This is a genomic window from Amycolatopsis sp. NPDC102389, assembly GCF_044765885.1.
GTDB lineage: Bacteria > Actinomycetota > Actinomycetes > Mycobacteriales > Pseudonocardiaceae > Amycolatopsis.
The window spans coordinates 99,464-123,184 of record NZ_JBIWKX010000010.1 but is presented as its reverse complement, the minus strand read 5'-3'; the positions used below and the strand labels follow the sequence as shown (position 1 = coordinate 123,184).

At 69.6% G+C, this 23,721-nt stretch carries 24 protein-coding genes and 1 pseudogene; 14 read left to right on the top strand and 11 right to left on the bottom strand.

From position 1 onward, the window contains the following. The first annotated feature begins 5 nt into the window (after positions 1-5). A complete protein-coding gene (locus ACIRGA_RS12015) occupies positions 6-509 on the top strand; it encodes a GbsR/MarR family transcriptional regulator (protein WP_400939715.1) in 504 nt (167 codons plus the stop codon). A gap of 121 nt (positions 510-630) precedes the next feature. Here the strand turns inward: ACIRGA_RS12015 and ACIRGA_RS12010 are convergent. After that, positions 631-1,212: pseudogene (locus ACIRGA_RS12010) on the bottom strand (TetR/AcrR family transcriptional regulator); the annotation flags it as partial. 96 nt (positions 1,213-1,308) lie between these two features. Between ACIRGA_RS12010 and ACIRGA_RS12005 the strand changes: the two are divergent. The 6 genes from ACIRGA_RS12005 to ACIRGA_RS11980 all read left to right on the top strand — a co-directional run bounded on the left by ACIRGA_RS12005 (position 1,309) and on the right by ACIRGA_RS11980 (position 7,095). Then, positions 1,309-1,941, top strand: a complete 633-nt coding sequence (locus ACIRGA_RS12005; RefSeq protein ID WP_400939713.1) for an NAD(P)-dependent oxidoreductase — start codon at positions 1,309-1,311, stop codon at positions 1,939-1,941. A gap of 85 nt (positions 1,942-2,026) precedes the next feature. Beyond that, entirely contained in the window at positions 2,027-2,752 is a 726-nt protein-coding gene (locus tag ACIRGA_RS12000; RefSeq protein WP_400939711.1) for an SGNH/GDSL hydrolase family protein, read from the top strand. Between the two features lie 116 nt (positions 2,753-2,868). Further along, positions 2,869-3,039 carry a hypothetical protein gene (locus ACIRGA_RS11995; RefSeq protein WP_185927056.1) on the top strand — a complete coding sequence of 57 codons (171 nt, stop codon included), beginning with the start codon at positions 2,869-2,871 and terminating at the stop codon, positions 3,037-3,039. Positions 3,040-3,370: 331 nt separating this feature from the next. After that, positions 3,371-3,976 (top strand): RNA polymerase sigma factor, encoded by a 606-nt coding sequence (locus ACIRGA_RS11990; protein ID WP_007030724.1) that lies wholly within the window; start codon positions 3,371-3,373, stop codon positions 3,974-3,976. Continuing rightward, a complete protein-coding gene (locus ACIRGA_RS11985) occupies positions 3,973-4,452 on the top strand; it encodes a hypothetical protein (RefSeq protein WP_007030725.1) in 480 nt (159 codons plus the stop codon). Before ACIRGA_RS11990 ends, ACIRGA_RS11985 begins: the two co-directional genes overlap by 4 nt. A 42-nt stretch (positions 4,453-4,494) precedes the next feature. Beyond that, a complete protein-coding gene (locus ACIRGA_RS11980; RefSeq protein ID WP_400939709.1) occupies positions 4,495-7,095 on the top strand; it encodes a CHAT domain-containing protein in 2,601 nt (866 codons plus the stop codon). A gap of 199 nt (positions 7,096-7,294) precedes the next feature. On the opposite strand, the gene ACIRGA_RS11975 is transcribed toward ACIRGA_RS11980, so the two are convergent. After that, a complete protein-coding gene (locus ACIRGA_RS11975) occupies positions 7,295-7,735 on the bottom strand; it encodes an SRPBCC family protein (RefSeq protein ID WP_400939707.1) in 441 nt (146 codons plus the stop codon). Between the two features lie 49 nt (positions 7,736-7,784). Here ACIRGA_RS11975 and ACIRGA_RS11970 point away from each other — a divergent pair, with 49 nt between their 5' ends. Then, positions 7,785-9,749, top strand: a complete 1,965-nt coding sequence (locus tag ACIRGA_RS11970) for an FUSC family protein (RefSeq protein ID WP_400939704.1) — start codon at positions 7,785-7,787, stop codon at positions 9,747-9,749. Positions 9,750-9,761: 12 nt separating this feature from the next. Here the strand turns inward: ACIRGA_RS11970 and soxR are convergent, their stop codons facing one another. Both soxR and ACIRGA_RS11960 read right to left on the bottom strand, forming a co-directional pair. After that, entirely contained in the window at positions 9,762-10,211 is a 450-nt protein-coding gene (gene soxR, locus ACIRGA_RS11965) for a redox-sensitive transcriptional activator SoxR (RefSeq protein WP_400939702.1), read from the bottom strand. Positions 10,212-10,233: 22 nt separating this feature from the next. Then, the gene (locus tag ACIRGA_RS11960; RefSeq protein WP_400939700.1) at positions 10,234-11,682 is read right to left on the bottom strand and encodes an MFS transporter; all 1,449 of its coding nucleotides are present in this window, start codon (positions 11,680-11,682) and stop codon (positions 10,234-10,236) included. A 237-nt stretch (positions 11,683-11,919) separates the two neighbouring features. On the opposite strand from ACIRGA_RS11960, the gene ACIRGA_RS11955 reads away from it, so the two are divergent. The 3 genes from ACIRGA_RS11955 (at position 11,920) to ACIRGA_RS11945 (ending at position 13,685) form a co-directional block, all read left to right on the top strand. After that, positions 11,920-12,258, top strand: coding sequence for a hypothetical protein (locus ACIRGA_RS11955; protein ID WP_400939698.1), 339 nt, complete (start codon positions 11,920-11,922; stop codon positions 12,256-12,258). 205 nt (positions 12,259-12,463) lie between these two features. Beyond that, positions 12,464-13,396, top strand: a complete 933-nt coding sequence (locus ACIRGA_RS11950) for a TauD/TfdA dioxygenase family protein (protein WP_400939695.1) — start codon at positions 12,464-12,466, stop codon at positions 13,394-13,396. Between the two features lie 61 nt (positions 13,397-13,457). Beyond that, on the top strand, positions 13,458-13,685 hold the full coding sequence (locus ACIRGA_RS11945; protein ID WP_400939693.1) for an antitoxin: 228 nt from the start codon (positions 13,458-13,460) through the stop codon (positions 13,683-13,685). A 69-nt stretch (positions 13,686-13,754) separates the two neighbouring features. Here the strand turns inward: ACIRGA_RS11945 and ACIRGA_RS11940 are convergent, their stop codons facing one another. From ACIRGA_RS11940 to ACIRGA_RS11920, 5 genes are all read right to left on the bottom strand, one after another. Beyond that, positions 13,755-14,708 (bottom strand): prephenate dehydrogenase, encoded by a 954-nt coding sequence (locus ACIRGA_RS11940; RefSeq protein WP_400939850.1) that lies wholly within the window; start codon positions 14,706-14,708, stop codon positions 13,755-13,757. 48 nt (positions 14,709-14,756) lie between these two features. Further along, positions 14,757-16,775 (bottom strand): FAD-dependent oxidoreductase, encoded by a 2,019-nt coding sequence (locus ACIRGA_RS11935; protein WP_400939690.1) that lies wholly within the window; start codon positions 16,773-16,775, stop codon positions 14,757-14,759. 10 nt (positions 16,776-16,785) lie between these two features. Then, positions 16,786-17,322, bottom strand: coding sequence for a PadR family transcriptional regulator (locus tag ACIRGA_RS11930; protein WP_400939688.1), 537 nt, complete (start codon positions 17,320-17,322; stop codon positions 16,786-16,788). 116 nt (positions 17,323-17,438) lie between these two features. Then, entirely contained in the window at positions 17,439-18,287 is an 849-nt protein-coding gene (locus tag ACIRGA_RS11925) for an SAM-dependent methyltransferase (RefSeq protein ID WP_400939686.1), read from the bottom strand. Between the two features lie 26 nt (positions 18,288-18,313). Beyond that, positions 18,314-18,781, bottom strand: a complete 468-nt coding sequence (locus tag ACIRGA_RS11920; RefSeq protein ID WP_400939684.1) for a MarR family winged helix-turn-helix transcriptional regulator — start codon at positions 18,779-18,781, stop codon at positions 18,314-18,316. A gap of 145 nt (positions 18,782-18,926) precedes the next feature. Here ACIRGA_RS11920 and ACIRGA_RS11915 point away from each other — a divergent pair, with 145 nt between their 5' ends. Together ACIRGA_RS11915 and ACIRGA_RS11910 are read left to right on the top strand one after the other, a co-directional pair. Next, positions 18,927-19,874, top strand: a complete 948-nt coding sequence (locus ACIRGA_RS11915) for an alpha/beta hydrolase (RefSeq protein ID WP_400939682.1) — start codon at positions 18,927-18,929, stop codon at positions 19,872-19,874. A 136-nt stretch (positions 19,875-20,010) separates the two neighbouring features. Further along, positions 20,011-21,228 (top strand): alpha/beta hydrolase, encoded by a 1,218-nt coding sequence (locus ACIRGA_RS11910; RefSeq protein WP_400939680.1) that lies wholly within the window; start codon positions 20,011-20,013, stop codon positions 21,226-21,228. Here the strand turns inward: ACIRGA_RS11910 and ACIRGA_RS11905 are convergent. Together ACIRGA_RS11905 and ACIRGA_RS11900 are read right to left on the bottom strand one after the other, a co-directional pair. Beyond that, positions 21,208-22,059 (bottom strand): oxygenase MpaB family protein, encoded by an 852-nt coding sequence (locus tag ACIRGA_RS11905; RefSeq protein WP_400939678.1) that lies wholly within the window; start codon positions 22,057-22,059, stop codon positions 21,208-21,210. The two genes, ACIRGA_RS11910 and ACIRGA_RS11905, sit on opposite strands and share 21 nt — an antisense overlap. A 33-nt stretch (positions 22,060-22,092) precedes the next feature. Beyond that, the gene (locus ACIRGA_RS11900; RefSeq protein WP_400939847.1) at positions 22,093-22,992 is read right to left on the bottom strand and encodes a hypothetical protein; all 900 of its coding nucleotides are present in this window, start codon (positions 22,990-22,992) and stop codon (positions 22,093-22,095) included. 132 nt (positions 22,993-23,124) lie between these two features. On the opposite strand from ACIRGA_RS11900, the gene ACIRGA_RS11895 reads away from it, so the two are divergent. After that, the gene (locus tag ACIRGA_RS11895; RefSeq protein ID WP_400939675.1) at positions 23,125-23,721 is read left to right on the top strand and encodes a DUF4383 domain-containing protein; all 597 of its coding nucleotides are present in this window, start codon (positions 23,125-23,127) and stop codon (positions 23,719-23,721) included.

Here is a 23,721-nt window from a genome sequence, read left to right as displayed (position 1 = left end):
TGCCCATGACGACGACGCCTGAGAGTGCTTCGAGCACCCAGAGAGACGAGGACGCCGTCCGCCGTTACGTGGAGCACCTGGGCCTCACGCTTTCCCAGATCGGGATGCAGCGGATGCCCGCCAGGGTGTTCGCCGCGTTGATGACCACCGACGCCGGCCGTCTCACCGCGGCCGAGCTGGCCGAGCAGCTCTCGGTGAGCCCCGCCGCGATCTCGGGGGCGGTGCGGTACCTGGAACAGATCGGGCTGGTCGCCAAGGAGCGCGAGCCCGGCTCACGCCGTGACCACTACCGGCTCTTCGACGACCTCTGGTACGCCACCTTCATGAAACGCGACCGCATGATCACCATGTGGCGGGACGCGGCCGACGAGGGCGTCTCGGCGCTGGGCGAAGACACGCCGGCGGGCGAGCGGGTCGCCGAGATGCGGGACTTCCTGAGCTTCATGATCAAGGAGCTCAACGACATGTACGCGAAGTGGCACGAGATGCGGGCCGAAAAGGGCAAGTAGGCCATGTAGGCGCGGCCGGTCGTCCGGTGCGGGTGGTGGGGGGGGGGGGGCGGGGGGGGGGGGGGGGGGGGGGGGGGTGGGGGGGCCCCCCCCCCCCCCCCCCCCCCCCCCCCCCCCCCCCCACCGCGACCACCAGCGTGTCCGCCAGCCTCGTCGCCCACTGGTCCAGTTCCCCCTGGCCGGGTTCGCGGTCCTCGAAGGACGCCAGGAACGCGTACTGGAAACACGCCCCGAGCAGCAGCGACGCCGCCGCGTCCAGATCCGCGTCCTCGCGGATCCTGCCGAGCCGGACCTCTTCCTTCAGGTACCCGGAGACCCGCACGAGCGGGACGTCCGGCCCGCCTTCCCTGCTCATGACCCGTTCCCGGTGGGTCGCGAGCAACTCCCGCGAGGAGAACAGCGACACCGCGATGGGGAAGCTCTCCAGGTAGAACGACAGCGTGATCCGCGCCAGCCGGGCGAGATTCTCCGCGAGCGGGGCGTCGGCCGCGGATCCCATCAGTTCGTCCAGGGTCGTCCCGAGCGCGGGGAGCTGTTCGGCGAGCACGCTCGTGAAGATCTCGGTCTTGTCCTTGAAGTGCTTGTACAGCAACGCCTCGGAGTAGCCCGCCGCCTTCGCGATGGCCTTCGTCGTGGCGTGCGCGTAGCCCTGCTCGCGCATCACCTTCGCCGCCGCGGCGACGATCTCCTCGCGGCTTCCCATGTTCGCTCCTGAGGGCTTCTCAGCGTTCGCTCGACAAGTGGTGGGTGAACACTCACCATAGTGGGTGAGTGCTCACTAACCCAGGAAGGCGTGACCATGAAGCTCACTGTTCTCGGTGCCACGGGCGGGGTCGGTTCCGAAGTCGTCAAGCAGGCGCTGGCCGCGGGCCACCACGTCACGGCGGTCGTCCGCGACCCGTCCCGGCTGACCGCCGAAGGCGACCTGCTGGAGGTCGTCGTCGCCCAGCTGTCCGAACACGGCGCGCTGACCGAGGCGGTATCCGGGCGCGACGTGGTGGTCTCCGCCCTCGGCGCCCGTGACCGCAACCCGACGACGATCGTCACCGACGGGGCCCACGCCGCCGTCGCCGCGCTCGGCTCGGCGGGCGTCCGGCGGCTGCTGCTGGTGAGCGCCAGCGGCCCGTTCGTCGACGGCGACACCTTCTTCACCAGGAACGTCGTCAAGCCGATCCTGGGCAGGGTCCTCCGCCACGCGTTCACGGACATGATCGCCGCCGAGCGGATCGTGCGCGCGAGCGAGCTCGACTGGACGATCGTGCGCCCGCCGCGCCTGCTGAACGGGCCGCACACCGGCGAGATCGCCGCCCGCACCGACGGCAACGTCCGCGGGAGCTACCGCATCAACCGCGCCGACGTCGCCGATTACCTGCTCCGCGCGGCCGCGGACGACTCGCTCGTCCGCCAGACGGTCTCGATCGCCCACGGCTGACTTCCCGCATTCAGTCCTCTCGATGCGGTTGTCGCGTGCGCAACGATCGCGTTCAGAGGACGAAACGCGGCAGTAAGGTCGCGAGGTGATCAGCCGTGCGGTGGTGCTCGCCCCGATCCTGCTCGCGCAAGCCGTCCGGGTGCGCCGTACGACGCCGAGGTTGCCCGGCGCCGCGGGACCGGTCACCGGTCTGGTGAAGGGCGACGGCCGCCCGGTGCGGCTCGCGGTGCTCGGCGAGTCCACCGTGGACGGCGTCGGCGCGGCCACCCACGCCGAGGCGCTGACCGGACGGCTCGCGGACGAACTCGCGCGGGGCGGCCGCGCGGTCGCCTGGCAGGCCCTCGGCAAGACCGGCGCCAACGCCCGCGTGGTGCGCGACGACCTGGTGCCGCTGCTCGAACCAGCCGACCTCGTGGTGATCGCGCTCGGCGTCAACGACACGATCGAACTGCATTCGGCCACGCGCTACCGGCGTGACCTGCTCGACCTCGTCGTCGCCGTGCGGCGCCGGGTGGGCCGGGTACCGGTGGTGCTGGCCGGCGTGCCGCCGATGGGCCGGTTCCCCTCGCTGCCGCGTCCGCTGCGGGACGTCCTCGGCGCGCGGTCCGTCGTCCTCGACGCCGCGGCCGCCCGGCTGGCACTGCTGCCCGGCGTCGTCCACGTCCCGATGCCGGCCGCGATGCTGGACCCCGCGACCTTCGCCGAGGACCGGTTCCACCCCGGCCCCGAGGGCTACCGGCGCTGGGCGGGACAACTCGCGGACGTGAGCCGTCAGCTACTCAGCGACACCTTTTCCGGGCAAAAGCGCTGATCAGGTCACTCGCTTGCCACAGATTAAGAAATTTCCATGAAAAAGCTGGCTCTGCGTGTATCTGGTGGCAGCCTCATTGCGTCCTATGGAGCAGTCGAGGAAATGAGGGACACCCGATGACGACCGAGACCAACACCGCACCCGTCGACGACGAGGCCACGGCCACCGAAGACCTCGAAGAGACGACTCCGAAGCCGAAGCCGATCACGGCGCCGGTCCCGCCCCGTCCCGGCACCAGCCCGGACGGCAACTGGGACCCGAACGGCACCAAACCGCCGGTGAACTGAACCAACACAGACAGGTGATGTCCGGAGGCCGAGGGGGCCTCCGGGCATTGCCTCCGGGTGCTCCTTCGGGGGAGGGGGACGCCCGGACGCGGGCCCGTTGGGGAGCGGGCCCGGGGGGAGGGAAAAAAGGACCGGCCGGTGCGCAGTCCACACCTACTCGCGCCGGCCGGTGCCTTTGTCCTTCGCCCCAGACCGAGGGGGACGACCGAAATTCGACAAAAAAGTTAGTGACTTGATGTATCCCAGAGCCTCTTGCACGCTCCTTCTCCCCGAAGGGCCCGCGATACTGCCAGCGCCGACACGAAGACACGTCCGAAGTGGGGCAGATACGGTGACCGACGTGCAAACGACCGAGGTAGACCCGCCGTGGGAAGGACTGACCGGTGCCGACCTGCATGCCGCCTGCATGCGCGCGGCGCGGGCCGGTGACCGCCAGGCGATGGACAGACTTGTGCACGAGCTGACCCCGCTCGTGTGGCATGTCGCGCGCGCGAACGGGCTCGACCGCCTGACCGCCGAGGACGTGGTCCAGACGGTGTGGCTCGCCCTCTTCAGCCAGCTCGAGAAACTCCGTGACCCCAAAGCGCTCGCCGCCTGGTTGATCACCACCACCAGACGCGAAGCCCAGCATCCTTTCGGCCGCCGCGCCCAGCCTGTCCCGCTGACCGACGAGCTGGCCGAAAGCATGGAGAGCACCCACCCGGCCCCCGAAGAGGAAGCCGTCCGCGCCGACCGGGATCGCCGGGTCTGGCGCGCCTTCCTCCGCCTGCCGCACCGCTGTCAGCAGCTCCTTCGGCTGACCGTGCTCGCCGGGCGGGCCGAATACCAACTGGTCGCCGAAGCACTCCGTATGCCGCGCGGAAGTGTCGGCCCGACCAGGGGCCGTTGCCTCGAATCGATGCGCGACCTGCTGGCCCACGAAGGGGGAAGCCGATGAACGACCTCGGGACGCCGGGGGAGATGACCTCCCCGGGCGATGAGGCCTTGCTCGCCGATATCGGGCGCTTCATGGACGAACTGGACCCGCCACCGGGAGACCTGGTGCAGCGGGTTCAGTTCGCGCTCGCGCTCGAAAACCTCGACGTCGAGGTCGCCCGCTGGGAACGGATGGACGCCACCGCGGGCGTCCGTGGCAGCGACACCGGCACGATCACCTTCACCGTCAGCGATCTGACCGTGATGATCAACCTGACCAAGATCGGCAAGAAACACCGGATCGACGGCTGGCTCGTGCCCGCCGGCGAGTACGGAGTGGAGGTTCGCGTCGCCGAGCACGGCACGAGTTCCACCACCGCCGACGAAGGAGGCCGGTTCGTGCTGGACAACGTCCCCCAGGGCACCACCCAGATCGTGATCCACCTCGGCGACGTGACCTGTCGCCGGACCGTCGTGACACCGACAGTGGTGCTGTAACCGGACGGCTGTTCCGTTATGCGGCGCGGGTGTGCTCCCATAGTGCGTGTGCCCGTGCAGCTTCCTGTCGTCGATCCCGTAGCCGAGGCGGCGGCCGATCTGCACCGTCAGGCGAGGGCCGCGGCCTCCGATCACGGTCCGGGCGCGGCCATCCGGTTGCTGCAGCGTGGCTTGGCGCGCCTCGGGCCGGTCGAATCCGGCAGCGTCGAACGGCTGGCGATCCGCGTCCGGATCCTCATCAGCCTGGCGGCCGCGGAGGCGGAGGTCGCGTCCCAGCAGGACGGATTCGCCCGGCTCTCCGAGGCGGAACAGGTCCGTCTCCAGTTGCCGGAAGGCGACATCCGGCGCGAGCTCAGCTTCACCGTCGTGCTCCAGCGAGCCGTGGTGCTGATGAGGTCCGGGCACCTGGACGAATCGCTCGCGCTGTACAACGCCGCGATGCCGAACCTCGTCGCGGAAGCGGCGAAGCACAGCCTTCTCCTCACCCGGAACCTGGTGAACCGGGCTTGGCTGCATCTCCAGATGAGCAATCCGGAGGCGGCGCACGCCGATCTCGTCGCCGCGCTCGACATCGCCGTCGAACACGGGCACCGGATGCTCGAAGGGAAGATCCGCCACAACCTGGGTGATCACGCCCAGTTGCTCGGCGACATCCCCGAAGCGCTCCGGCACTACGAGCAGGCGGCCTCGATCTTCGTCACCGACGGACCCGGCTCGCTGCCGCTCGTCCGGCTCGACCAGGCGAAGGCCCTGCTCACCGCCGGGCTCGCCGAGGAGGCGGCACGACATCTCGACGAAGCGATCCCCGAACTCCGCGGCAACGGCGCACACCATCTCGTCGCGGAAGCGGAGGTCGCGCGAGCCGGGGCCGCCATCCTGGAGGGTGACCACGCCCTCGCGAAGAAGCTCGCGACGTCCGCGCGGCGGAGCTTCCTCCGTCGGGGCAACGGCCGCTGGGCGGAGATCGCCGAGTTGACCCGGCTCCGCGCGGACGCGGTGAAGGTCTTGGCGGACAGGGAAAAGAAGCCGTCCGCGAAACTCCCGGAGCGGCTGGCCGATCTCGCCATCCGGCTGGCCGGGCTCGGTCTGCGCGACGAAGCGGGCGCGGCCCGGATGTTCGCGGTGCGGCTGCTGATCCGTCGCGGGGAGACGGTCGCCGCGCAGGAACTCCTGGCGCAGGTACCGAAACCGCGGCAGACCACGCCGATCGACCACCGGATGCAGCTGCGGTTGTGCCGGGCCGAACTCGCCGTGGCGTCGCACCGGCCGCGGTCGGCGCTCGCGCAGGCACGGGCCGGGCTGGCGGAACTCGGGCAGATCCGCGACCGCATGGGCGGGCTCGACCTGGTCTGCGGGACGGCGGCGCACGGTGAGGAGCTGGGCAAACTCGCGCTGACGCTGGTGCTCAAGAAGGCGCGGCGCAGCGGCGCCGGGGCGAAGAGCCTGTTCGCGTGGCTGGAACGCACGCGCGCGCAGGTGTACCGCTACGAGCCGCTCCCGGTCATCGAGGATCCCGCGCTCGCCCGGCACATCAACGAAATGCGGCACGTGCAGGGGACGATCCAGGCTCGGCGGCTGACCGGCGAACCGGTCGGGCAGCTCGAGGAGCGCTACGACCGCTTGCAGCGGGAGGCGACGCGGCTCGGGTGGTACACCAGCCAATGGGGTCGCCCGCGGCCCGTCTCGGCGCCCGAAGAGGTGGTCGAGCGGCTCGGCGATCGCGTGCTGGTCAGCCTGATGGGGTATCGCGACACCTTGTACGCGGTGGTCGTCGACCGCGGCCGGTTCCGGCTCCTGAAGCTGGGGCCGCTCGCGGAGATCGTCGAAACCGCGCGGCAGCTGCACGCGGACCTCGACGCGCTGGCCCCGGACAACCTGCCCGCGCCGCTGGTCGAGGTCGTCACCGGTTCCGCGCGGCGCCGGGCGGACAAACTGGACAAGCTGATCTCCGCGTCGCTGGCGAAGACGCTGGAGAACCGCGAGCTGATCATCGTGCCGATCGGCTCGCTGTACGCGTTGCCTTGGGGCGCTTTGCCTTCACTGCACGGACATCCGGTGTCGATCGCGCCGTCGGCGACCGCGTGGGTGACCGCGTCCGGGCGGCGGAGCTCCGGCCCGGTCCTGCTCGCCGGCGGGCCGGGCGTGCCGGGTTCGGTGGGCGAGGTGCGGAACCTGCGGACCGTGTACCCGCACGCCCGGCTCGTCGACGGGAAGGACGCGACCAGCGAGGCCGTACTGTCCGCTTTGGACGGTTCCGGGATGGCGCACCTCGTCGCGCACGGCGCGCACGAACCGGCGAACGCGTTGTTCTCGCGGCTGGAGCTCGTCGACGGCCCGTTGTACGCGCACGAAACCGCCCGGCTCGCGAAGCCGCCGGAACGGGTGGTGCTGGCCGCGTGCGAACTCGCGATGAGTCATATCCGGCCCGGCGAGGAGGCGCTCGGTTTCGCCGGGACGTTGCTCGCCAGCGGCTCGCGGACGGTCATCGGCGCGATCGCGCGGGTCGGCGACAAGGCGGCCGCCGCCGCGATGGCCGACCTGCACCGGCGGTTGGCTTCGGGGACCGCGCCCGCTTTGGCGCTCGCCGAAGCGACCGCCGCCGATCCGCTGCGGCGCCCCTTCCTGTGCCTCGGCGCGGGCTGAAGGGGACTTTCACCGCGTCTTATGAGACGAAAGCGCCCTTCGCCGCGTCCTATGCGGCTATGGCGTCCTTCAGCTCCCCACAGGAGTTGTCCACAACCACCGTCGTCTGTGGACAACTCCGCCGAGCGGCCCTTTCCCACGCCCAGCGCCGGTAGACTGGACTCGGGGTCGCCCCCCTTGGGAAGGGCGGGGGGTGGGGTCAGGCGCGTTCGGCGTGTTTCACCAGGCGGGTGGCCAGGATCGAGATCACGGAGCGCAGGGACGTGCGGACGGCGGCGCCGGTGCCGGGCAGCGGCTCGGTGAACCTGCCCGTCCAGCGCAGATCCGTGCCGCCGGAAGCGTTCGGCGTGAACGAGACTTCGGCCCGATAGTCCTTCAGCAGCGCGGGACCCGCGAAGCCGTAGACGTGCTTTCGGTCCTGTTCGTACTCCAGTGTCTCTTCGTGGAGATACACCGGCCACAGGCCGACGGCCCGTACGGCGCCCAGCCCGTCCGCGCCCGGTTCCCGTGCCCAGCGCGACTGGAACACCACCGGCTTCGCCCATTCCGACCACCGGGAACCGTCGGCCTCCAGCGCGAACAGGGAAGCGGGCGAGGCGCTGCTCGTCCGGTTGATCTCGAAGGAGTACGTCTTGCCCATGTGGCGACGATAACCGCTCCGGCCGCGATGGATAAGTCAAGATAGGGGCGTGAGCACGACGCGCCGCGAGATCGCCGCACCGCATTGGCTGGTGCAGCTGCTCCGCAGCACACCGGTTCCCATTCCGTGGAACATGGTCGCCCGCGCCGTCCTCGCCCTCGCCGTCCCGCTCGCCGTCGGCTACGCGCTCGGCGACATCGGCGTCGGCGCGCTCGTCTCCACCGGCGCCCTGCCCACCGTCCTCTCCGAATCCGCCGGCCCGTACCGCTACCGCGCCCGGCGGCTCGGCGGCGCCACCGCGGCCGCCGGTCTCGGCTACTTCGCCGGGCTGATCACCGGCGGCATCCCGGCCGCGTCGATCCCGGTCGTCGTCGGGGTCGCGGCGGTGTCCGCGCTGATCAGCGCGGCGGGCAGCAACGCGTCGGTCGCCGGGCTGCAGATGTTCGTCTTCTGCGTGCTCGGCACCGGCCAGCACGTCACCGGCCTGCGCGTCGAAGTCCTCCTCGGCTACTTCTGCATCGGCGCCGCCTGGAGCCTGCTGATCGCGCTCGCCACCTGGACCTTCCGCGCCACCAGCCCCGAACGCGGCGCCGTCGCGCACGTCTACGTCGAGCTCGCCGCGATGCTCTCCGCGACCGACGAAGCCACCTCCCGCGTCGCGCGGCACCAGCTCACGACCGCGATGAACACCGCGTACGACCGGCTGCTCACCGCGCGATCCTGGCTGTCTGGCCGCGACGCCACCTACCGCCAGCTGCTCAACCTGCTCTCGGCCAGCACTCCCGCCGTCGAGGCGTCGGTCGCGATGGTCAACGCCGGCCGCCACGCCCCGGACGACGTGATCGACCACTTCATCGCGACCTCGGCCGCCGTCCTCGCGAACCAGGAGCTGCCGGAGCCTCCCGAAGCACCCGAAGACGCCGACCCGGTCCTCGCCGCGCTCTACGCCGGGCTCGCCCGGATAGGCAAGGGCGACAACCGGAAGCGGCGCGAGGTCCAGCCGTGGCACAAACGCCTTCGCGGCTGGGCGGGTTCGCTCGTGTCCGGTCCGCTCACCTGGTTCGCCGCGCTCCGCCTCACGCTGTGCGTCGCGATCGCCGAAGTCGTCGCGCTGCTAGTCCCGTTCGAGCGGTCCTACTGGATCACGCTCACCGTCGGCATCGTCCTCAAACCGGACTTCGGCTCGGTGTTCGGCCGCGCCGTGCTGCGCGGTATCGGCACGGTGATCGGCGTGGGCATCGGCGCGGCCGTGCTCGCCGCGGGCGGCGAAGGCTGGCTGCTGGTCCTGCTGATCGCCGTCTTCGCGGGCGGCGTCGCGGTCGGCAAGGTCCGCAACTACGGCATCCTCAGCGCCTTCGTGACGCCGCTGATCATCCTGCAGATGGACCTCGCCAGCACCGGAAGCTGGAACGTCGTGCTCGCCCGGCTCGTCGACACCGTGCTCGGCTGCGCGATCGTCCTGATCTTCGGCTACCTGCTCTGGCCGGGCAGCCGGCGGCCGCAGGTCGGCGGACGGCTCGCCGACGGCCTCGACAGCCTGGTGAAGTACGTCGACAAGGGACTCGTGCTCGCGCCGTCCGGCGAGGCCCGGCTGGAACGCTCGCGCGCCCGCCGCCGCGCCTACCGCGCGCTGGCCGACCTGCGGACCGCGTTCCAGCAGGTCGTCGTCGAACCCTCCGCCGCCGGACGCCAAGCCGTCGCCTGGTGGCCGGTGATCGCCGGGCTCGAACGCGTCGCCGACGCCGTCACCGAGGTCGGCGTCACCCTCGGCCGCGGCGCCCCGGCTCCCGACGAAGCCGACGTCGCCCTCCTGACGGCGGCCCTCGCCGAACTCGCGGCCGCCGTCCGCGAGGAACGGGACCCGGCGGAGATGCCGATGCCCGACAACGAGCGGCTGTCCGGCGTCGTCGACCAGATCGGCGCCGCCTTCGACGCCGTGCGTGGCCCCGACCTCGTCGAACGCGCGCCGCTGCGGCTGGTCCGGCGCTTCCTGCCGTACCACCGCCGCGCCTGAGGCGCCGACTCCTCAGCCCCGCAGGAGCCGCACCGGCCCTGGGCCGCGGCCCTCGAGGGCGTCGTCGGGATTGAGAAGCAGGCACGCCTTCATCGACAGGCAGCCGCAGCCGATGCAGCCGGTGAGTTCGTGTTCGAGGGATTCGATGGCGCGGCGGCGTTCCTCCAGTTGCTTCTTCCAGCGCCGGGAGACCCGTTGCCAGTCCTGGTGAGTGGGGGCGCGATCGGCGGGAAGACCGGCGAAGACCTCGGCGACGTCCGTCAGCGGAATGTGGAGACGCTTCGCCACCATGATCAAGGAGATCCGGCGGAGCATGTGCCGCGAGAAGATCCGCTGATTGCTGCTGGTGCGTTCGCTGAAAATCAGGCCTTTGCGTTCGTAGAAGTGCAAGGCGGAGGCGGGTACGCCGGTCCGGTGGATGACCTCACCGATCGTGAGATGGTCCTCTGGGCTGGCGCGCACGGTCTCTGCTCCTCGCTCGTGGTCAGGTGGTGCGGCGGGGCGTCGCGGCGCGGCTGTGGATCAGGACGGTCACGACGATCGACAGGACCAGGCAGAGCAGGCCCACACCGAGCTGAGTCAGCTGCCATGACCAGGTGAAGGCGTCCAGCTCCACGGCCTCGGCACCGTCGGTGAGGCGTCCGGCACCGACCTTGGCGGCGTGGGCCGCGTCGTCGAGCCTCGCCGAGAGGAGGCCGACGATGGAGGCACTGTACGCGGCGATCACGAGAGCCTCGGCCGCTCCCCGCAGGGTGTTGAGGAAGCCGGCCGCCATGCCGACGGCGTCGGCATGGACGAGGGCCATGGCCTGGCCGTCGGTGATGCCGAAGGACGCACCCATGCCGACCCCGATCATCACCAGCGGCGCCGCGACGGCCACGACGGCGTCATCGGCGTTCAACGTCACCAGCCACAGGTTCCCGGCCACGACCAGCACCAGGGCGATCATGATCAGCAGCCGGGCCGGAACGCCCTTGTTCACCAGCGCCACGGCGACCATGGGCACGACCAGCACAGGGGCGGTCAGCAACAGCATCGTCACCCCCGAGGCGGCGGGGGAGAGTCCAGCCGCCGCCTGCAAGTAGGTGGGCAGAAAGACCAGGACGCCGAGGAATCCGACGGAAGTCGTCAGGGTCGCCAGGCTCCAGCCCAAGAACCCGCGATTGGCGACCAGTTCGGGCGCCAATACCGGAGCGGAGCTGCGCCGCTGAACGACGCCGAAGGTGACCAGCACGACCAGACCGGCGATGCCGGCGAACACGATGACCGGGTGGGACCAGCCGAGCGACGGCGCCTCCAGGAGCAAGAACATCAGCAGTGCCAGCGTGGCGACGAACAGGACACTGCCCGCCCAGTCCGCCCGGTCGGCGTCGGTCGCGCGGGACTCGCGGGCACGGGTCCCGCCCAAGGCGACCAGCAAGCCGATGACCGTGAAGATCGCGAAGCTTCCCCTCCAGCCGGTGGCACTGATCAGCAGGCCCGACAGGGTGGGGCCGACGGCGATGCCGACCCCGGCCATGGTGCCCATCAGGGCGAAGGCGCGGTTGCGGGCCGCCCCGTCGTAGCTGGAGGCGAGAATGGCACCGCCGGCCGCCATGATCCCGGCGCCGCCGACGCCGGAGACGACGCGGGCGATGTCGGTGACGACGATCGCCGGGCTCAGCGCCGTCCCGAGAAATCCGGCCGCGAAGACCAGCGCCGAGACGGCGAACACCCGTCGACGGCCGATCCGGTCGGCCGTCGATCCCGTGATGAGCGTCATGGCGGCGAAGGCCAGGTTGTACCCGGCGACGACCCAGTTCAACGGGGAGCCGGAGGTATCGAGATCACGGCCGATGCTCGGCAGCGCCACCGCGGTGCCCGAGATGGACATCGCCACCAGGACGACGCCGACCAGGACCACCGGGAGCGTCAACGGCGACGGTCGATCCACCGAACCTTGATCCGGAGAGAGGGTTCCGGTCGTGTTGCCTGCCATGGGCTGTCGCTTTCTCTAGTGCTGGGGAAGTCGGCGAGCAGCTCATCACCTCAACTGAAGTTGAGGTCAAACGCACTGGTGAAGGCGGGTTTGGCGACCTCCGCGACGGCATCCGCAGCAGGTGCTCACCCGACCGGGGGAGGGTGAGCATCATCTCGAACGGATGTTCGACTTTTCACGCATAATCGACGCATGCTCGACACTGGTGACACGCTGCCGCCGGGGCCGCGTCACCTGCACATGGTGCGGCCCAACCAGCCCGTTTGGGTCGATCTCAAGCTGGTGTACCCCGTCGGCGCGGTGAAGACCCGCCTGCCCGACGGCCTGGACCTGTCCGCCACCGTCCCCGGACTGCTGGGGATGTGGCGGGCGACGACGACGGGGCACTGGGTCGGCTGGGTCACCTTCCAGCTCGGTCCGGTGGGCCGGGGCGGCACGACGCATTCGCAGTGGGTACTGGCCGAGGCACTGCGCCCGCGAGAGGAGCGGAACACGTGGTCGGGCAGCTTCCCGTCCGAGCGGAGGCGCTGATCGTCCCGTCTCGTGGACGGTGTTGACCGCACGCCGAATCGCGCCCACGATGGCCGGGTGTCCGTCCCCTGGGAGTCCGCGCCGACCCGTTCGGCCGGCGAAGGTGTCGCCGCACTGCTCCTGCGCCGTGGACGTCTGGGCTCTCCGCCCGCGTAGCTCCTCATCTCGCCAAGTCATCCGACGGTGTCGAATCCTGGGAGCACGTATGTCCATCGCACTGCCCGACCGTGTCCGTCTCCGCCCCGCGACCGTCCCCGACGGCGGCATCCTCGAAGGGCCGCGCCTGCTGCGGCGCCTGCCGGAAGGTGTCGAGGAGCGCCCGTACGAGCTCTTCTCGCTTCGCCCGCTGGGACGGGTGATCGGCGCCGAGATCGGCGGCGTCGACCTCGCCCGGCCACTGACGCCCGCTCTCCACGCCGAGCTGAACCGCGCGCTGCTGGAGTGGAAGGTGCTGTTCTTCCGCGATCAGGACATCACTTCGGCGCACCAGCGCGCGTTCGCCGCCAACTGGGGTGAACTGGAGACGAACCCGTTCATCCCGAAGGGCGAGACCGAGGACACCACGCGTTTCGCCCGGTCGGCGACCATGCCCGCGTTCGAGAACATCTGGCACGTGGACGTCACGTTCCGGCCCGCGCCGGCGCTCGGTTCGGTCCTGAGGCTGCTCGAGGTCCCGCCGGTCGGCGGCGACACGATGTGGGCCGACATGGCCGCCGCCTACGACAACCTGCCGGACGACGTCCGCGAACGCGTCGACGGGCTGACCGCGGTGCACGACTTCATCCCCGGTTTCGACCGCTTCTCCGACCCGGAACTCCTGCTGCGCCACCAAGACGCGTTCCCGCCGGTCGAGCACCCGGTCGTCCGCACGCATCCGGAAACCGGGCGGCGCACCCTCTTCGTGAACCAGGCCTTCACGACCCACATCGTCGGCATCGACCGCGACGAGAGCGATCAGCTCCTCCGGTACCTGTTCAGCCGGGCGCATATCCCGGAGTTCCAGGTGCGCTTCACCTGGCGGCCGGGCTCGGTGGCCTTCTGGGACAACCGCGCCACCCAGCATTACGCCGTCAACGACTACCACCCGTACGCACGCGTGGCCGAACGCGTCGCCATCCAGGGCGACCGGCCGTTCTGAGCGTCCCCACGACGGGTGATCGTCGAGGCGTGTTAGCCGGTCCCTGTGTGACGATGTGGCCATGGGCATCAACTTCGATGAATTGAAGAACAAGGCCACCGACGCTCTCCGCGAGCACAACGACAAGATCGAGGGCGGCCTGGACAAGGCGGCCGACTTCGCCAAGTCGAAGTTCTCCGGTCACGACTCCCAGATCGACTCGGGTGTCGAGAAGGCGAAGGGGTTCATCAACAAGTTCGACGACACCCCCGACAACCCCCAGCCCCAGCAGGGCCAGCAGGGCCAGTAACTCTCCGCGTTTCGTCCTCTGAATGCGGTACTTGCACACGCAAGGACCGCGTTCAGAGGACGAAACGCGTCAGGAGACCTCGCCGATCGCGGTGGCGCCCTCGATCGCCGTGATCCGGCCGCCGCGCTCGCCGAGGGCGATCAGGCCGTCTCGCGCGTCCGGCGCGGTCAGGCTGACCCGCACCCCCGCGCGTTCCGCGTCCTTGCTGGCCGCAAACGCTTGCGCACCTTCATAGCCCGCGTTGACCGTCACCGCGAGACCACCCGTCGACGCCAGCGAACCCCGCGCGGCACCCAGCCGCCCGAGCGCCTCGTCGACGATGGGCAGCAGCGCGTCCCGGTTGCCCTCGGTCATCGCCCGCACCAGCGCCGGGCTCGACCCGGCCACCCGCGTGCCGTCCGTGTACGACCCGGCGGCCAGCGACATCGCCAGCGGCCCGCCCTGCGCGCCGATCGTGGCCAGGATGGCCGCGAAGATATGCGGCAGATGCGAGATCCGCGCGACCGTCTCGTCGTGCGAGTCCGCGGGCAGCGGCACGACGTGCGCGCCGACGTCCAGCACCAGCTGGGCGACCTCCGCCCACGCCGTCAGATCGGTGTCGTGCTCGACGCCCAGCACCCACGCGGCGCCGCCGAACAGCGCCGGATTGCTCGCCTTCCAGCCGGAGTTCGCCGTCCCGGCCATCGGATGCCCGCCGACGAACTTCGCGTACGGCGCCCGGCGCCGGACCGAGTCGAGCACCGGACCCTTCACGCTGGTCACGTCGGTGAGCACGCAGTGCCCGGCGACCCGCGAAACGGTACGGAGCACCTCCTCGACCGCGGGCAGCGGCACCGCGAGCACGATCATCGCGTCCCGTTCCGCCGCCTTGCCCAGCGCCGCTTCGACCTGCGTGGTGACGTCGAAACCCGCTCTGCTGGCGGCGTCCGCGTCAGCTTCGGAGGTCGTCGCCCCGAACGTGGTGCGGCCGATCGAATGCGCCGCGCGCAGCAGCGAACCACCGATCAACCCGAGCCCGATCACGCATACGTCCCGCACAAGGGTTCATCCTGCCATCTAGGAGGCCACTCGTCAGAGAACGGCGGCCAGGCGGGTTCCCTGATCGATGGCCCGTTTGGCGTCCAGTTCGGCCGCGACGTCGGCGCCGCCGATCAGATGCACCGGCAGTCCGGCCGCCCGCAGGTCGTCGACGAGGTCGCGCACCGGCTCCTGGCCCGCGCAGACGACGACCGTGTCGACGTCGAGCACGCGCGGCTTGTCACCGACGGTGATGTGCAGGCCGTCGTCGTCGATCCGGTCGTAGGTGACGCCGGTGAGCTGCTCGACGCGTTTGGCCTTCAGCGCGGCCCGGTGGACCCAGCCGCTGGTCTTGCCCAGCCCCGCGCCGATCCCGGACTTCTTGCGCTGCAGCAGGAAAACCTGCCGCGGTGACGGCTCGACCTTCCGCTCGGTCAGCCCGCCCGCGGCCCGCTCGGGATCGGTGACGCCCCATTCGGCCATCCACGCCTCCAGATCGAGCGCGGGGGAGGTGGTGTGCGTCAGGAACTCGCTGACGTCCACGCCGATCCCGCCCGCGCCGATCACGGCGACCTTGCCGCCCACCGGTTTCCCGTGCCGGACGACGTCCACATAGGACAGAACCTTGGGGTGGTCGATACCGGGGAGCGACGGCACCCTCGGTGTCACGCCGGTGGCCAGCACGACCTCGTCGAAGCCGGCGTCGACCAGGTCGGCGGCGGTGACGCGCGTGCCGAGGCGCACCTTGACGCCGGTGACCTCCAGCCGCCGCGTGTAGTACCGGATGGTCTCCGCGAACTCCTCCTTGCCCGGGATCTTCCGCGCGATCCCGAACTGGCCGCCGATCTCGTCGTCGGCTTCGAAGAGTTCGACCGCGTGCCCGCGCTCGGCGAGGCCGGTCGCGGCCGCGAGCCCGGCGGGACCCGCGCCGACGACGGCGACGCGTTTGGTCTTCCGCGTGGGCGACAGGGTCAGCGTGGTTTCGTGGCCCGCGCGCGGATTCACCATGCAGGACACCAGTTTTCGCTTGAAAGCGTGGTCGAGGCAGGCCTGGTTGCACGCGATACAGGTGTTGATCTCGTCCTCGCGCCCGGTCTCGGCCTTCCGGATCCACTCCGGGTCGGCGAGGAACGGCCGCGCCATCGACACCAGGTCCGCGTCGCCGCCGGCCAGCGCCTCCTCGGCGACCTCGGGCATGTTGATCCGGTTCGAGGTGACCACCGGGATCCCGACGTGCGGCTTGAGCTTCCCGGTCACCCAGGTGAAGGCCGCGCGCGGCACGGACGTCACGATCGTCGGCACCCTCGCCTCGTGCCAGCCGATGCCGGTGTTGATGATCGTCGCGCCCGCCTCTTCGACCTCCTTGGCCAGCGCGACGACGTCTTCCCAGCTCTGCCCGCCCTCGACGAGGTCCAACATGGACAGTCGATAGACGATGATGAAGTCCTCGCCGACCGCTTCCCGCGTGCGGCGCACGATCTCGACGGCGATCCTTCGGCGATTTTCCGCGCTGCCGCCCCATTTGTCGGTGCGTTTGTTGGTCCGCTCGGCGAGGAACTGGTTGATGAAGTAGCCCTCCGAGCCCATGATCTCGACGCCGTCGTAGCCCGCTTCCTTGGCCAGGAAGGCACAATCGGCGAACGCGCGGATCTGCCGCAGCACGCCGTACCCCGAAAGGGCCCGCGGTTTGAAGGGGTTGATCGGTGCCTTGATGCTCGACGCGGAAACGCTCAGCGGGTGATACGAATAGCGGCCCGCGTGCAGGATCTGCAGCGCGATCTTGCCGCCCGCCTCGTGCACCGGATCGGTGAGTCGCTTGTGCGCCTTGGCTTCCGCGCGCGTCGAGAGCTTCGACGCCAGCGGCAGGAGCCAGCCGGTCCGGTTCGGCGCGAACCCGCCGGTGACGATCAGCCCGACGCCACCGCGGGCGCGTTCGGCGTAGTACTCGGCCAGTTGCGGGAAATGCGCTTCCTTGTCCTCGAGGCCGGTGTGCATCGAGCCCATGATCACCCTGTTGCGCAGGGTGGTGAAGCCGAGATCGAGCGGGGACAACAGGTTCGGGTACTGGCTCATCGCAGGGTCCTTACGCATCGTGGTGGAATGCCTGGAGGACTTCCTCGAGCCACTCGACGTGGCCCTGTTCGGTTCGGATTCCTCCGCGCAGCACGAGGAACTGATGCAACGACTGTCCACTGAGGACGCTGGGGTCGGGGAAGTCGCGCTTCTCGATCAGCAGGTACGCGTCGAGCTGTGCCGCGTGCGCGTCGCGATGCCGGGTGACCTCGGCGGCGACGGCGGCCGGATCGCCGAGCGCCGCGCCGCGGATCTTCACGGCGAGCTCCCTGGCGGTGGCCGACGGATCGGGTTCGGCGAGCCAGCGGGCCAGTTCGGCCCGTCCCGCGTCGCCGACGGTGTAGACCTTCTTGTCGGGTTTCCCGGACTGCGCGACCTGGTCGACGCTGATCCAGCCCGCGTCCTCCATCCGCTTGAGGACGCGGTAGATCTGCTGGTGGGTGGCGCTCCACCACAGTCCGATGGACTTCTCGAAGCGACGCGTCAGCTCGTAGCCCGAGCCGGACCGCTCGGACAGCGAGACCAGGATCGCGTGCTCCAGTGCCATGCACCTAGTTTCATATGCACCTAGTTGCACTGCAAGGCGACGCGCGTCACAAGTCCGTGAAGGCCTCCTTGAGGGACCCAGAGTCCCTCAAGGAGGCCTTCACGGACGCGGCAACATCACGGCTTGCGGGCGATCCCGCCGATGACGCGGGATTCCGAAGGCGAAGCGGCGAAGATCGTCTTCTCGTCCGGGTGCCACGCCGGCGCGTAGACGAGGCCCGGCTCCAGCAGCGGCCAGCCGCCGAAGAAGCGCCGGAACTCGTCCATGGTGCGCAGGAAACCGGGGTTCGTCGTGGTCTCGTAGTACTCGAGGATGTCCAGCAGCGCCTGCCGTTCCTCGTCGTTGGCCGGGTTCTCGTTGGTCATCTGCGAGAGCACCAGCAACGAACCCGGCGCGAGCCGGTCGCGGTAGAAGTCCAGCAGCGCGTCCGGGTCCTGCTCGTCCTTGATGAAATGCATGACCGCGTTGACCACCAGCGCGACCGGTTCGCGGACGTCGATGATGCCGGAGTCCATCACCCGTTCCCAGAGGTCCTCGGGGTCGAACAGATCCGCCGCGATCGCGTGGTGGCGATCCGGGTCGGCGGTGTCGGCGAGCAGCAGCGTCGAATGCGCGAGCGCGATCGGCTCGTTGTCGATGTAGAGGACGTGCGTGTCCTCCTGCGGCCGCGCCTCGTCGGCGACCTCGTGCACGTTGCCCGCCGTCGGCAGGCCTGAGCCGATGTCCACGAACTGCCGGATGCCCAGTTCCGCGCAGTGCCGCACGGCGCGGCCGAGGAACTGCCTGCTGGTCTTGCAGTAGTCGCCCATGAGCGGCAGCCGCTCGCGCACCTTTTCGGCGAAGTTGCGGTCGATGGCGTAGTGCGTTTCGCCGCCGATGAAGTAGTCGTAGACGCGGGCCGCGGACGGCCGGTCCAAGCTGTTCTCGACGGCCTTGAGCGCCGCGTCGTGATCGATCATCGTCATCCCTTTGTCCGCCCGGAAATCCCATGCTAACCGGCCGGGACGTAGGCCTCGCGGTAGGCGTTCACGGATTCGGTCAAGCGATCGAGCTCCGCGCGGGTGCGGGCGAGACCGGCCGCGTCGAGGCCCATCGCGTCGCCGATGATCTTCGGGATCCCGCTCGCACGCTCCCTGAGCCTGGAGCCGTCCTCGGTCAGGCTGACGCGCACGGACCGCTCGTCGTCGGCCTGCCGGACGCGCTGGACCAGCCCGGACTTCTCCAGCCGCTTGAGCAGGGGCGACAGCGTGCCGGAGTCGAGGCTCAGCACGGTGCCGAGTTCCTTGACCAGCCGCTCGTCCTCCTCCCAGAGCGCGAGCATCACCAGGTACTGCGGATAGGTCAGGCCCAGATCGTCGAGCACCACGCGATAAAGCGCGGTCACGGCCCGCGATGCCGCGTAGAGCCCGAAGCACAGCTGATCGTCCAGGCACAGCGATCCGGTGTTGTCCGTCGGCATCGGTCCTCCTCGTCCCCCATGGTGCGTCGATCATGCCTCACCCGGCCACTTGAGTGAGCCAAATCTCCTTGAGCGCATTTTAGTTGTGCACAATTGAGTTGCGAGCTACCTTAACCGCATCGACTTCGGCTCCCAGGAGGCAGAAATGACCGCCAACCCGCACAACCTGGCCCTCGAACCGGCCGCGCAGGCCTTCGTCGAGGCCACCGCGACGCCGCCGTTCCTCTTCCAGCTGCCGCCGGAGGAAGGGCGCAAGGCCGTCGACGAAGTCCAGGGCGGCGACGTCGAACTTCCCGCCGCGGATGTCGAAACGACGCACGTGGACGGCGTCGAGGTCCGCATCGTCCGGCCCCAGGGCGTGACCGGTCCGCTGCCCGTGATCGTCTACATTCACGGCGCCGGCTGGGTCTTCGGGAACTTCCACACCCACGAGCGCCTGGTGCGTGAGCTCGCCGTCGGCGCGGGCGCGGCCGTCGTCTTCCCCGAATACGACCGCTCGCCGGAGGCGCGCTACCCCGTCGCCATCGAGCAGAGCTACGCCGTGGCGAAGTGGGTCACCGAGCACGGCGCCGAAAACGGGCTCGACGGCACGAAGATCGCGATCGCCGGAGACTCCGTCGGCGGGAACATGACCGCCGCGCTCACCTTGCTCGCGAAGCGGCGCGGTGACGTCACCTTCCGCCAGCAGGTGCTCTTCTATCCGGTCACCGACGCGAACTTCGAAACCGAGTCCTACCAGCGGTTCGCCGAGGGCTACTTCCTCGCCCTCGACGGCATGAAGTGGTTCTGGGACCAGTACACGACCGATCCGGCGCAGCGCGCGGAAATCACCGCCTCGCCGCTGCGGGCGAGCCTCGACGAACTGGCCGGTCTCCCGCCCGCGCTGGTGATCACCGCGGAAGCCGACGTCCTGCGCGACGAAGGCGAGGCGTACGCCGCGAAGCTGCGTCAGGCCGGAGTGCCGGTGACGGCCGTGCGGTACCAGGGCATCGTCCACGACTTCGTCATGCTCAACACGTTGCGCGAAACGCACGCCGCGGAGGCCGCGATAAAGCAGGCGATCGGGGTGCTGCGCACCGCACTCGAAGGCTGAGTAGCCCGGAACACGGTTTGTCCAGGGTGACACGCGTCACCCTGGACAACACTTCCCGGTGGTCGCACGTCTCTTGGTCCAGATGTGGGAAGTGCGGTGCGGGGGCGTGCCGCGGCCGGAGAGGGACACGATCGCCATGGGATTGGGACTGAGTGCCATCCGGCTCGATTCGACGCTGAACCTCGTCATCGTCGTGGTGTTGACGCTGCTCGCGATCATCGCCGTCCCGTTCCTCTGGGAACGCTGGCGCCGCAAGGTTCTCGGCCGCAGCACCACGATCATCGTCGCGGTGGTGCTGGTCGTGGTCAGCACCGGGATGGGCGGGAACATGATCGGCGGGTTCTTCCCGACGGTCGGCGCCCTGTTCGGCACCGGCGTGTACTCGGGGGAGAGCGTCGACGCCGTCGCCGGTCAGAACGGTTCGGACCTCGACAAACTGCGTGACGCCGGGGCGATGCGGGCCAAGGAGGGCAAGGGTTCCGTCGTGCACATGACGGTCACCGGCAAGCGCACCGGCCTCACGCGCGACGTCTCGGTGTACTTCCCGCCCCAGTACTACGATCCCGCGTACCGGTCGCTCAAATTCCCGGTCATCGAATGGATCCCGAACTACCCGTCCGGCCCGGAAGTGGTCACCGGTCCCTACGAGCTGCCCGCCAAACTGGACGCGGCCATCGCGAAGCACGTGCTCCCGCCGACCCTGGTGATCATCCCGGACCCGACCGGGAAACCGAAGGTCGGCCACGACACCGAATGCATCGACGAGGTCAACGGGACCGCCAACGACACCTACCTGACCGCCGACATCCGGGACTGGGCGATCGAGAAACTCGGCGCCAACCCGCAGCGGAAGGCGTGGACGATGGCGGGCTGGTCGTCGGGCGGGTACTGCTCGATGAACCTGGTGACCCGGCATCCGCAGTGGTACGGCCAGGCGGCGAGCGTCAGCGGCTACTACAAGGCTTCGGTCGACGGCGAGACGGAGAACCTGTTCAAGGGCAGGCAGGACATCATCGACGCGAACACGGTCACGGTGAACCTGCAGAAGCATCCGTCGCCGGTCGACATCCTCGCGATCGCGGGGGACAAGGAAAGCTTCGAGAGCTTCTCGATCGACCAGCTCCAGGCGGCCGTCCGCGCGCCGGCGACGCTCTCGTCGTGGCGGATCCCGGACGCCGGGCACAACATGAACACCTTCAAAGCGCAGGTGTCCGACGTGCTGGCGTGGATCGGCGCGCGGACCGTGCCGCCGTGCGCGCCGCAGGACAAGAAGATCGTCAGCAACGGCGGAGTGACGCCCTGGTCCTTGCCCAACACCGGCGCCAAGGGCGCGCTAGTGGATGTCGTCGAATAGCTTGGCTCGATAAGCCTTGGGGTACAAGCGAAGCCGGTCGGGAACCCGGTTCCCCGCCGCTCTCGTGACCGCTCCCAGGCGTCGGAGCCGTCGTTCGTCGACGTCTGTCCACTTGAGACTCAAGCGCTCGCGGAGAGCCGGTGGCAGCAGGCCGATCGCGCACAGGGTCAGCACGTTCCCGCCCGCCGGCCGGACGGGGCGCCACAGGGCTTCCGGCAGGAACCACCACGGAGGCGGTGGCGTGTCCCGCATGGTGAGGGAGTGGAGCAGTTCCCGGACCGTGTGGTTGTCTTCGAGCCGGTTCGCGACGACGTCGTCGAAGTAGGTCTCGAATCCTTCGAGGTCTTCCGGCATGTGGTGCTCGCGGAGGCCGAGCATCAGGCCGATGCGTCGCCATTCCGCGTAGAAACGGCGTTTTTCCGTGCAGGACAAGGGATGTATGAAGGATTCCTGCAGGCGGACGGTCGTCCAGAACGTCGAACCGTGCACCCACCAGTAGGCCTCGGGGTTCAGCGCGTGATAGCGCTCGCCGTGGTGATCGACGCCCTTGATCGCCTTGTGCATCTCACGAAGCCGCTCGGCCTCGGCCGCCGCCTCCCGGCCGCCGAAAACCTGGCACAGCAAGGAATCGATGGTCCGATCGAGGCGGCCCCACGGGTCTTCGGTGTAATTCGAATGGTCGTGGACGCCCGCGCCGACCACCGGATGCGCGACCTGCAGCAGCAACGCCGTCCCCGCGCCGAGCAGCAGTCTCCGGTCGCCGACCACTCGCCAGGCGACGGAATCCGGGCCGAGCGGGGCCGCGGAGGACAGGCGGGCTTCGGTGCTCATGACGACCTCCCGAAGGCCACTGTCCCACCTTGTTTACGGGCCGTCAATAGCGGGAAGCAGGGCCTTGACCACCTCCGTCACCCGTCTGCCGGCACCGGCATACGTGGTCGAGGTCGGTTGAGAGGTCAGGACGACGACGAGGTAGCGGTCGTCTTCGCCGACCGCGCCGGAGCTGTGCATGATTCGCGAACCTCGGCAGCACGCCCAGCCTTGTTTGATCGACCAGGGAAGGGAACCGACGGCGTCCGGGATGCCGAAGTACTGCCGGATCCCGTCGGATCCGCTCTCCGTCGCGCCGCTCAACGCCCGCATGATCGTCGTCCGCGTCCCCGCGCCCGCCTGGTCCAGCAGGTAGCGGTAGATCTTCACGATGTCCGCGGCGGTGATCCGGGTGTCACCCCAGCGGCCGGGATCCTCGGGCGGGCGCGTGCCGCCGAGGCCGATCCTGCCCGCCCATCGGGTGACGATCGCGGGGCCGCCGTGGGCCGTCCACAGCCTGCTGGCGATGTCATCGTCGCTGGCCGAGAGCATCCGCTGCACGGTGCCCGGCGGTGTGCCCGCTTGCAACGCTTCCAGCGCGATGAGGAGCTTCACGATGGACGCCGAGGTGTAGGAACGGTCCGGTTTGAGGGAAACGGTGTTCTTCTTGGCGGCGCGGTCGTAGACGACCACGCTCACCTGGCCGCCGGGCACGAGATCCGCGAGGGCTTGGCTGTCGACGGACTTCGGCGGTGGACCCGGCGCCGCGGAGGACGAGGGCGTCGGGGAAACGACCGGATCCTCCGGTTCGACTTCCACGTCCGGCGCTGTGGTGCTCGGCGCCGCCTCCGCGACCGCCACCGGACCGGGCCGCGACGGCGGGATCAGGACCATCGCGAGGATGGCGCCCAGGCACAGCCCCACCAGGAGGAAGACTCCGCTCACCTTGACCACATGACCTGTTGGCCGCGTCACCCGTTCGTGTTCACGGCCTGGCCCGTTCGGACGCCGCGGTTTGTCCGGAAGGGCAGCGGGGTACCCGGTGCCCAGCGTGAATTCAGGTCGCCAACTCTGGGAGGCGGAGCAATGGCACGTGCACAACGCGCTCGTATCCGGACGGCGGGTCTCCAGCCCGCGCAGGTGCTCGCCGGGCTGTCGAGCCTGGCCTTCCTGGTGTTCGGGATCGTGGGCTTCACCAGGACCGGGTTCGCCGATTTCGCCGGCCGCAGTGACGCGACCGTGCTCGGATTCTCGGTGAACCCCCTCTACAACCTCGGTTTCGTCCTGCTGGGCGCGATCGGGCTGCTGCTGACCTTCGGGTCGGGGCGGTCCCGGGTCTTCGGTTTCCTGACGTTCGTCGCCTTCGGGGTGCTGTTCGTCTGGGGCCTCATGATCGCGGGGACCGTTTCGACGAACCCGGTCTCACAGGCAGGGAACCCGTTCAACCTCAACGGGCCGGACAACTGGCTGCACCTCGGCCTCGCCGCGCTCGGGCTGGTGATCGCGTTCCTGCCCGCGCGGCACAAGGTGCTGCTGCCGGAGGACGAAGAGGACACCGTGGCCGCGGGCCGGGCCGACAGCGCCACGGTCGTCGAGCCCCTTCCGGACGCTTCGCGACGGCCGAAGCATGAAAAAGGCCCGGCCACCGCTCGGGAAGAGCGACCGCCGGGCCTCGCCCACTAG

Bases quoted from the DNA above. Each gene is read 5' to 3' on its own strand.
- ACIRGA_RS12015 (WP_400939715.1), top strand. From the start codon at position 6: ATGACGACGACGCCTGAGAGTGCTTCGAGCACCCAGAGAGACGAGGAC.
- ACIRGA_RS12005 (WP_400939713.1), top strand. From the start codon at position 1,309: ATGAAGCTCACTGTTCTCGGTGCCACGGGCGGGGTCGGTTCCGAAGTC.
- ACIRGA_RS11995 (WP_185927056.1), top strand. From the start codon at position 2,869: ATGACGACCGAGACCAACACCGCACCCGTCGACGACGAGGCCACGGCC.
- ACIRGA_RS11985 (WP_007030725.1), top strand. From the start codon at position 3,973: ATGAACGACCTCGGGACGCCGGGGGAGATGACCTCCCCGGGCGATGAG.
- ACIRGA_RS11975 (WP_400939707.1), bottom strand. From the start codon at position 7,735: ATGGGCAAGACGTACTCCTTCGAGATCAACCGGACGAGCAGCGCCTCG.
- ACIRGA_RS11955 (WP_400939698.1), top strand. From the start codon at position 11,920: ATGCTCGACACTGGTGACACGCTGCCGCCGGGGCCGCGTCACCTGCAC.
- ACIRGA_RS11950 (WP_400939695.1), top strand. From the start codon at position 12,464: ATGTCCATCGCACTGCCCGACCGTGTCCGTCTCCGCCCCGCGACCGTC.
- ACIRGA_RS11945 (WP_400939693.1), top strand. From the start codon at position 13,458: ATGGGCATCAACTTCGATGAATTGAAGAACAAGGCCACCGACGCTCTC.
- ACIRGA_RS11935 (WP_400939690.1), bottom strand. From the start codon at position 16,775: ATGAGCCAGTACCCGAACCTGTTGTCCCCGCTCGATCTCGGCTTCACC.
- ACIRGA_RS11930 (WP_400939688.1), bottom strand. From the start codon at position 17,322: ATGGCACTGGAGCACGCGATCCTGGTCTCGCTGTCCGAGCGGTCCGGC.
- ACIRGA_RS11925 (WP_400939686.1), bottom strand. From the start codon at position 18,287: ATGACGATGATCGATCACGACGCGGCGCTCAAGGCCGTCGAGAACAGC.
- ACIRGA_RS11920 (WP_400939684.1), bottom strand. From the start codon at position 18,781: ATGCCGACGGACAACACCGGATCGCTGTGCCTGGACGATCAGCTGTGC.
- ACIRGA_RS11915 (WP_400939682.1), top strand. From the start codon at position 18,927: ATGACCGCCAACCCGCACAACCTGGCCCTCGAACCGGCCGCGCAGGCC.
- ACIRGA_RS11910 (WP_400939680.1), top strand. From the start codon at position 20,011: ATGGGATTGGGACTGAGTGCCATCCGGCTCGATTCGACGCTGAACCTC.
- ACIRGA_RS11905 (WP_400939678.1), bottom strand. From the start codon at position 22,059: ATGAGCACCGAAGCCCGCCTGTCCTCCGCGGCCCCGCTCGGCCCGGAT.
- ACIRGA_RS11895 (WP_400939675.1), top strand. From the start codon at position 23,125: ATGGCACGTGCACAACGCGCTCGTATCCGGACGGCGGGTCTCCAGCCC.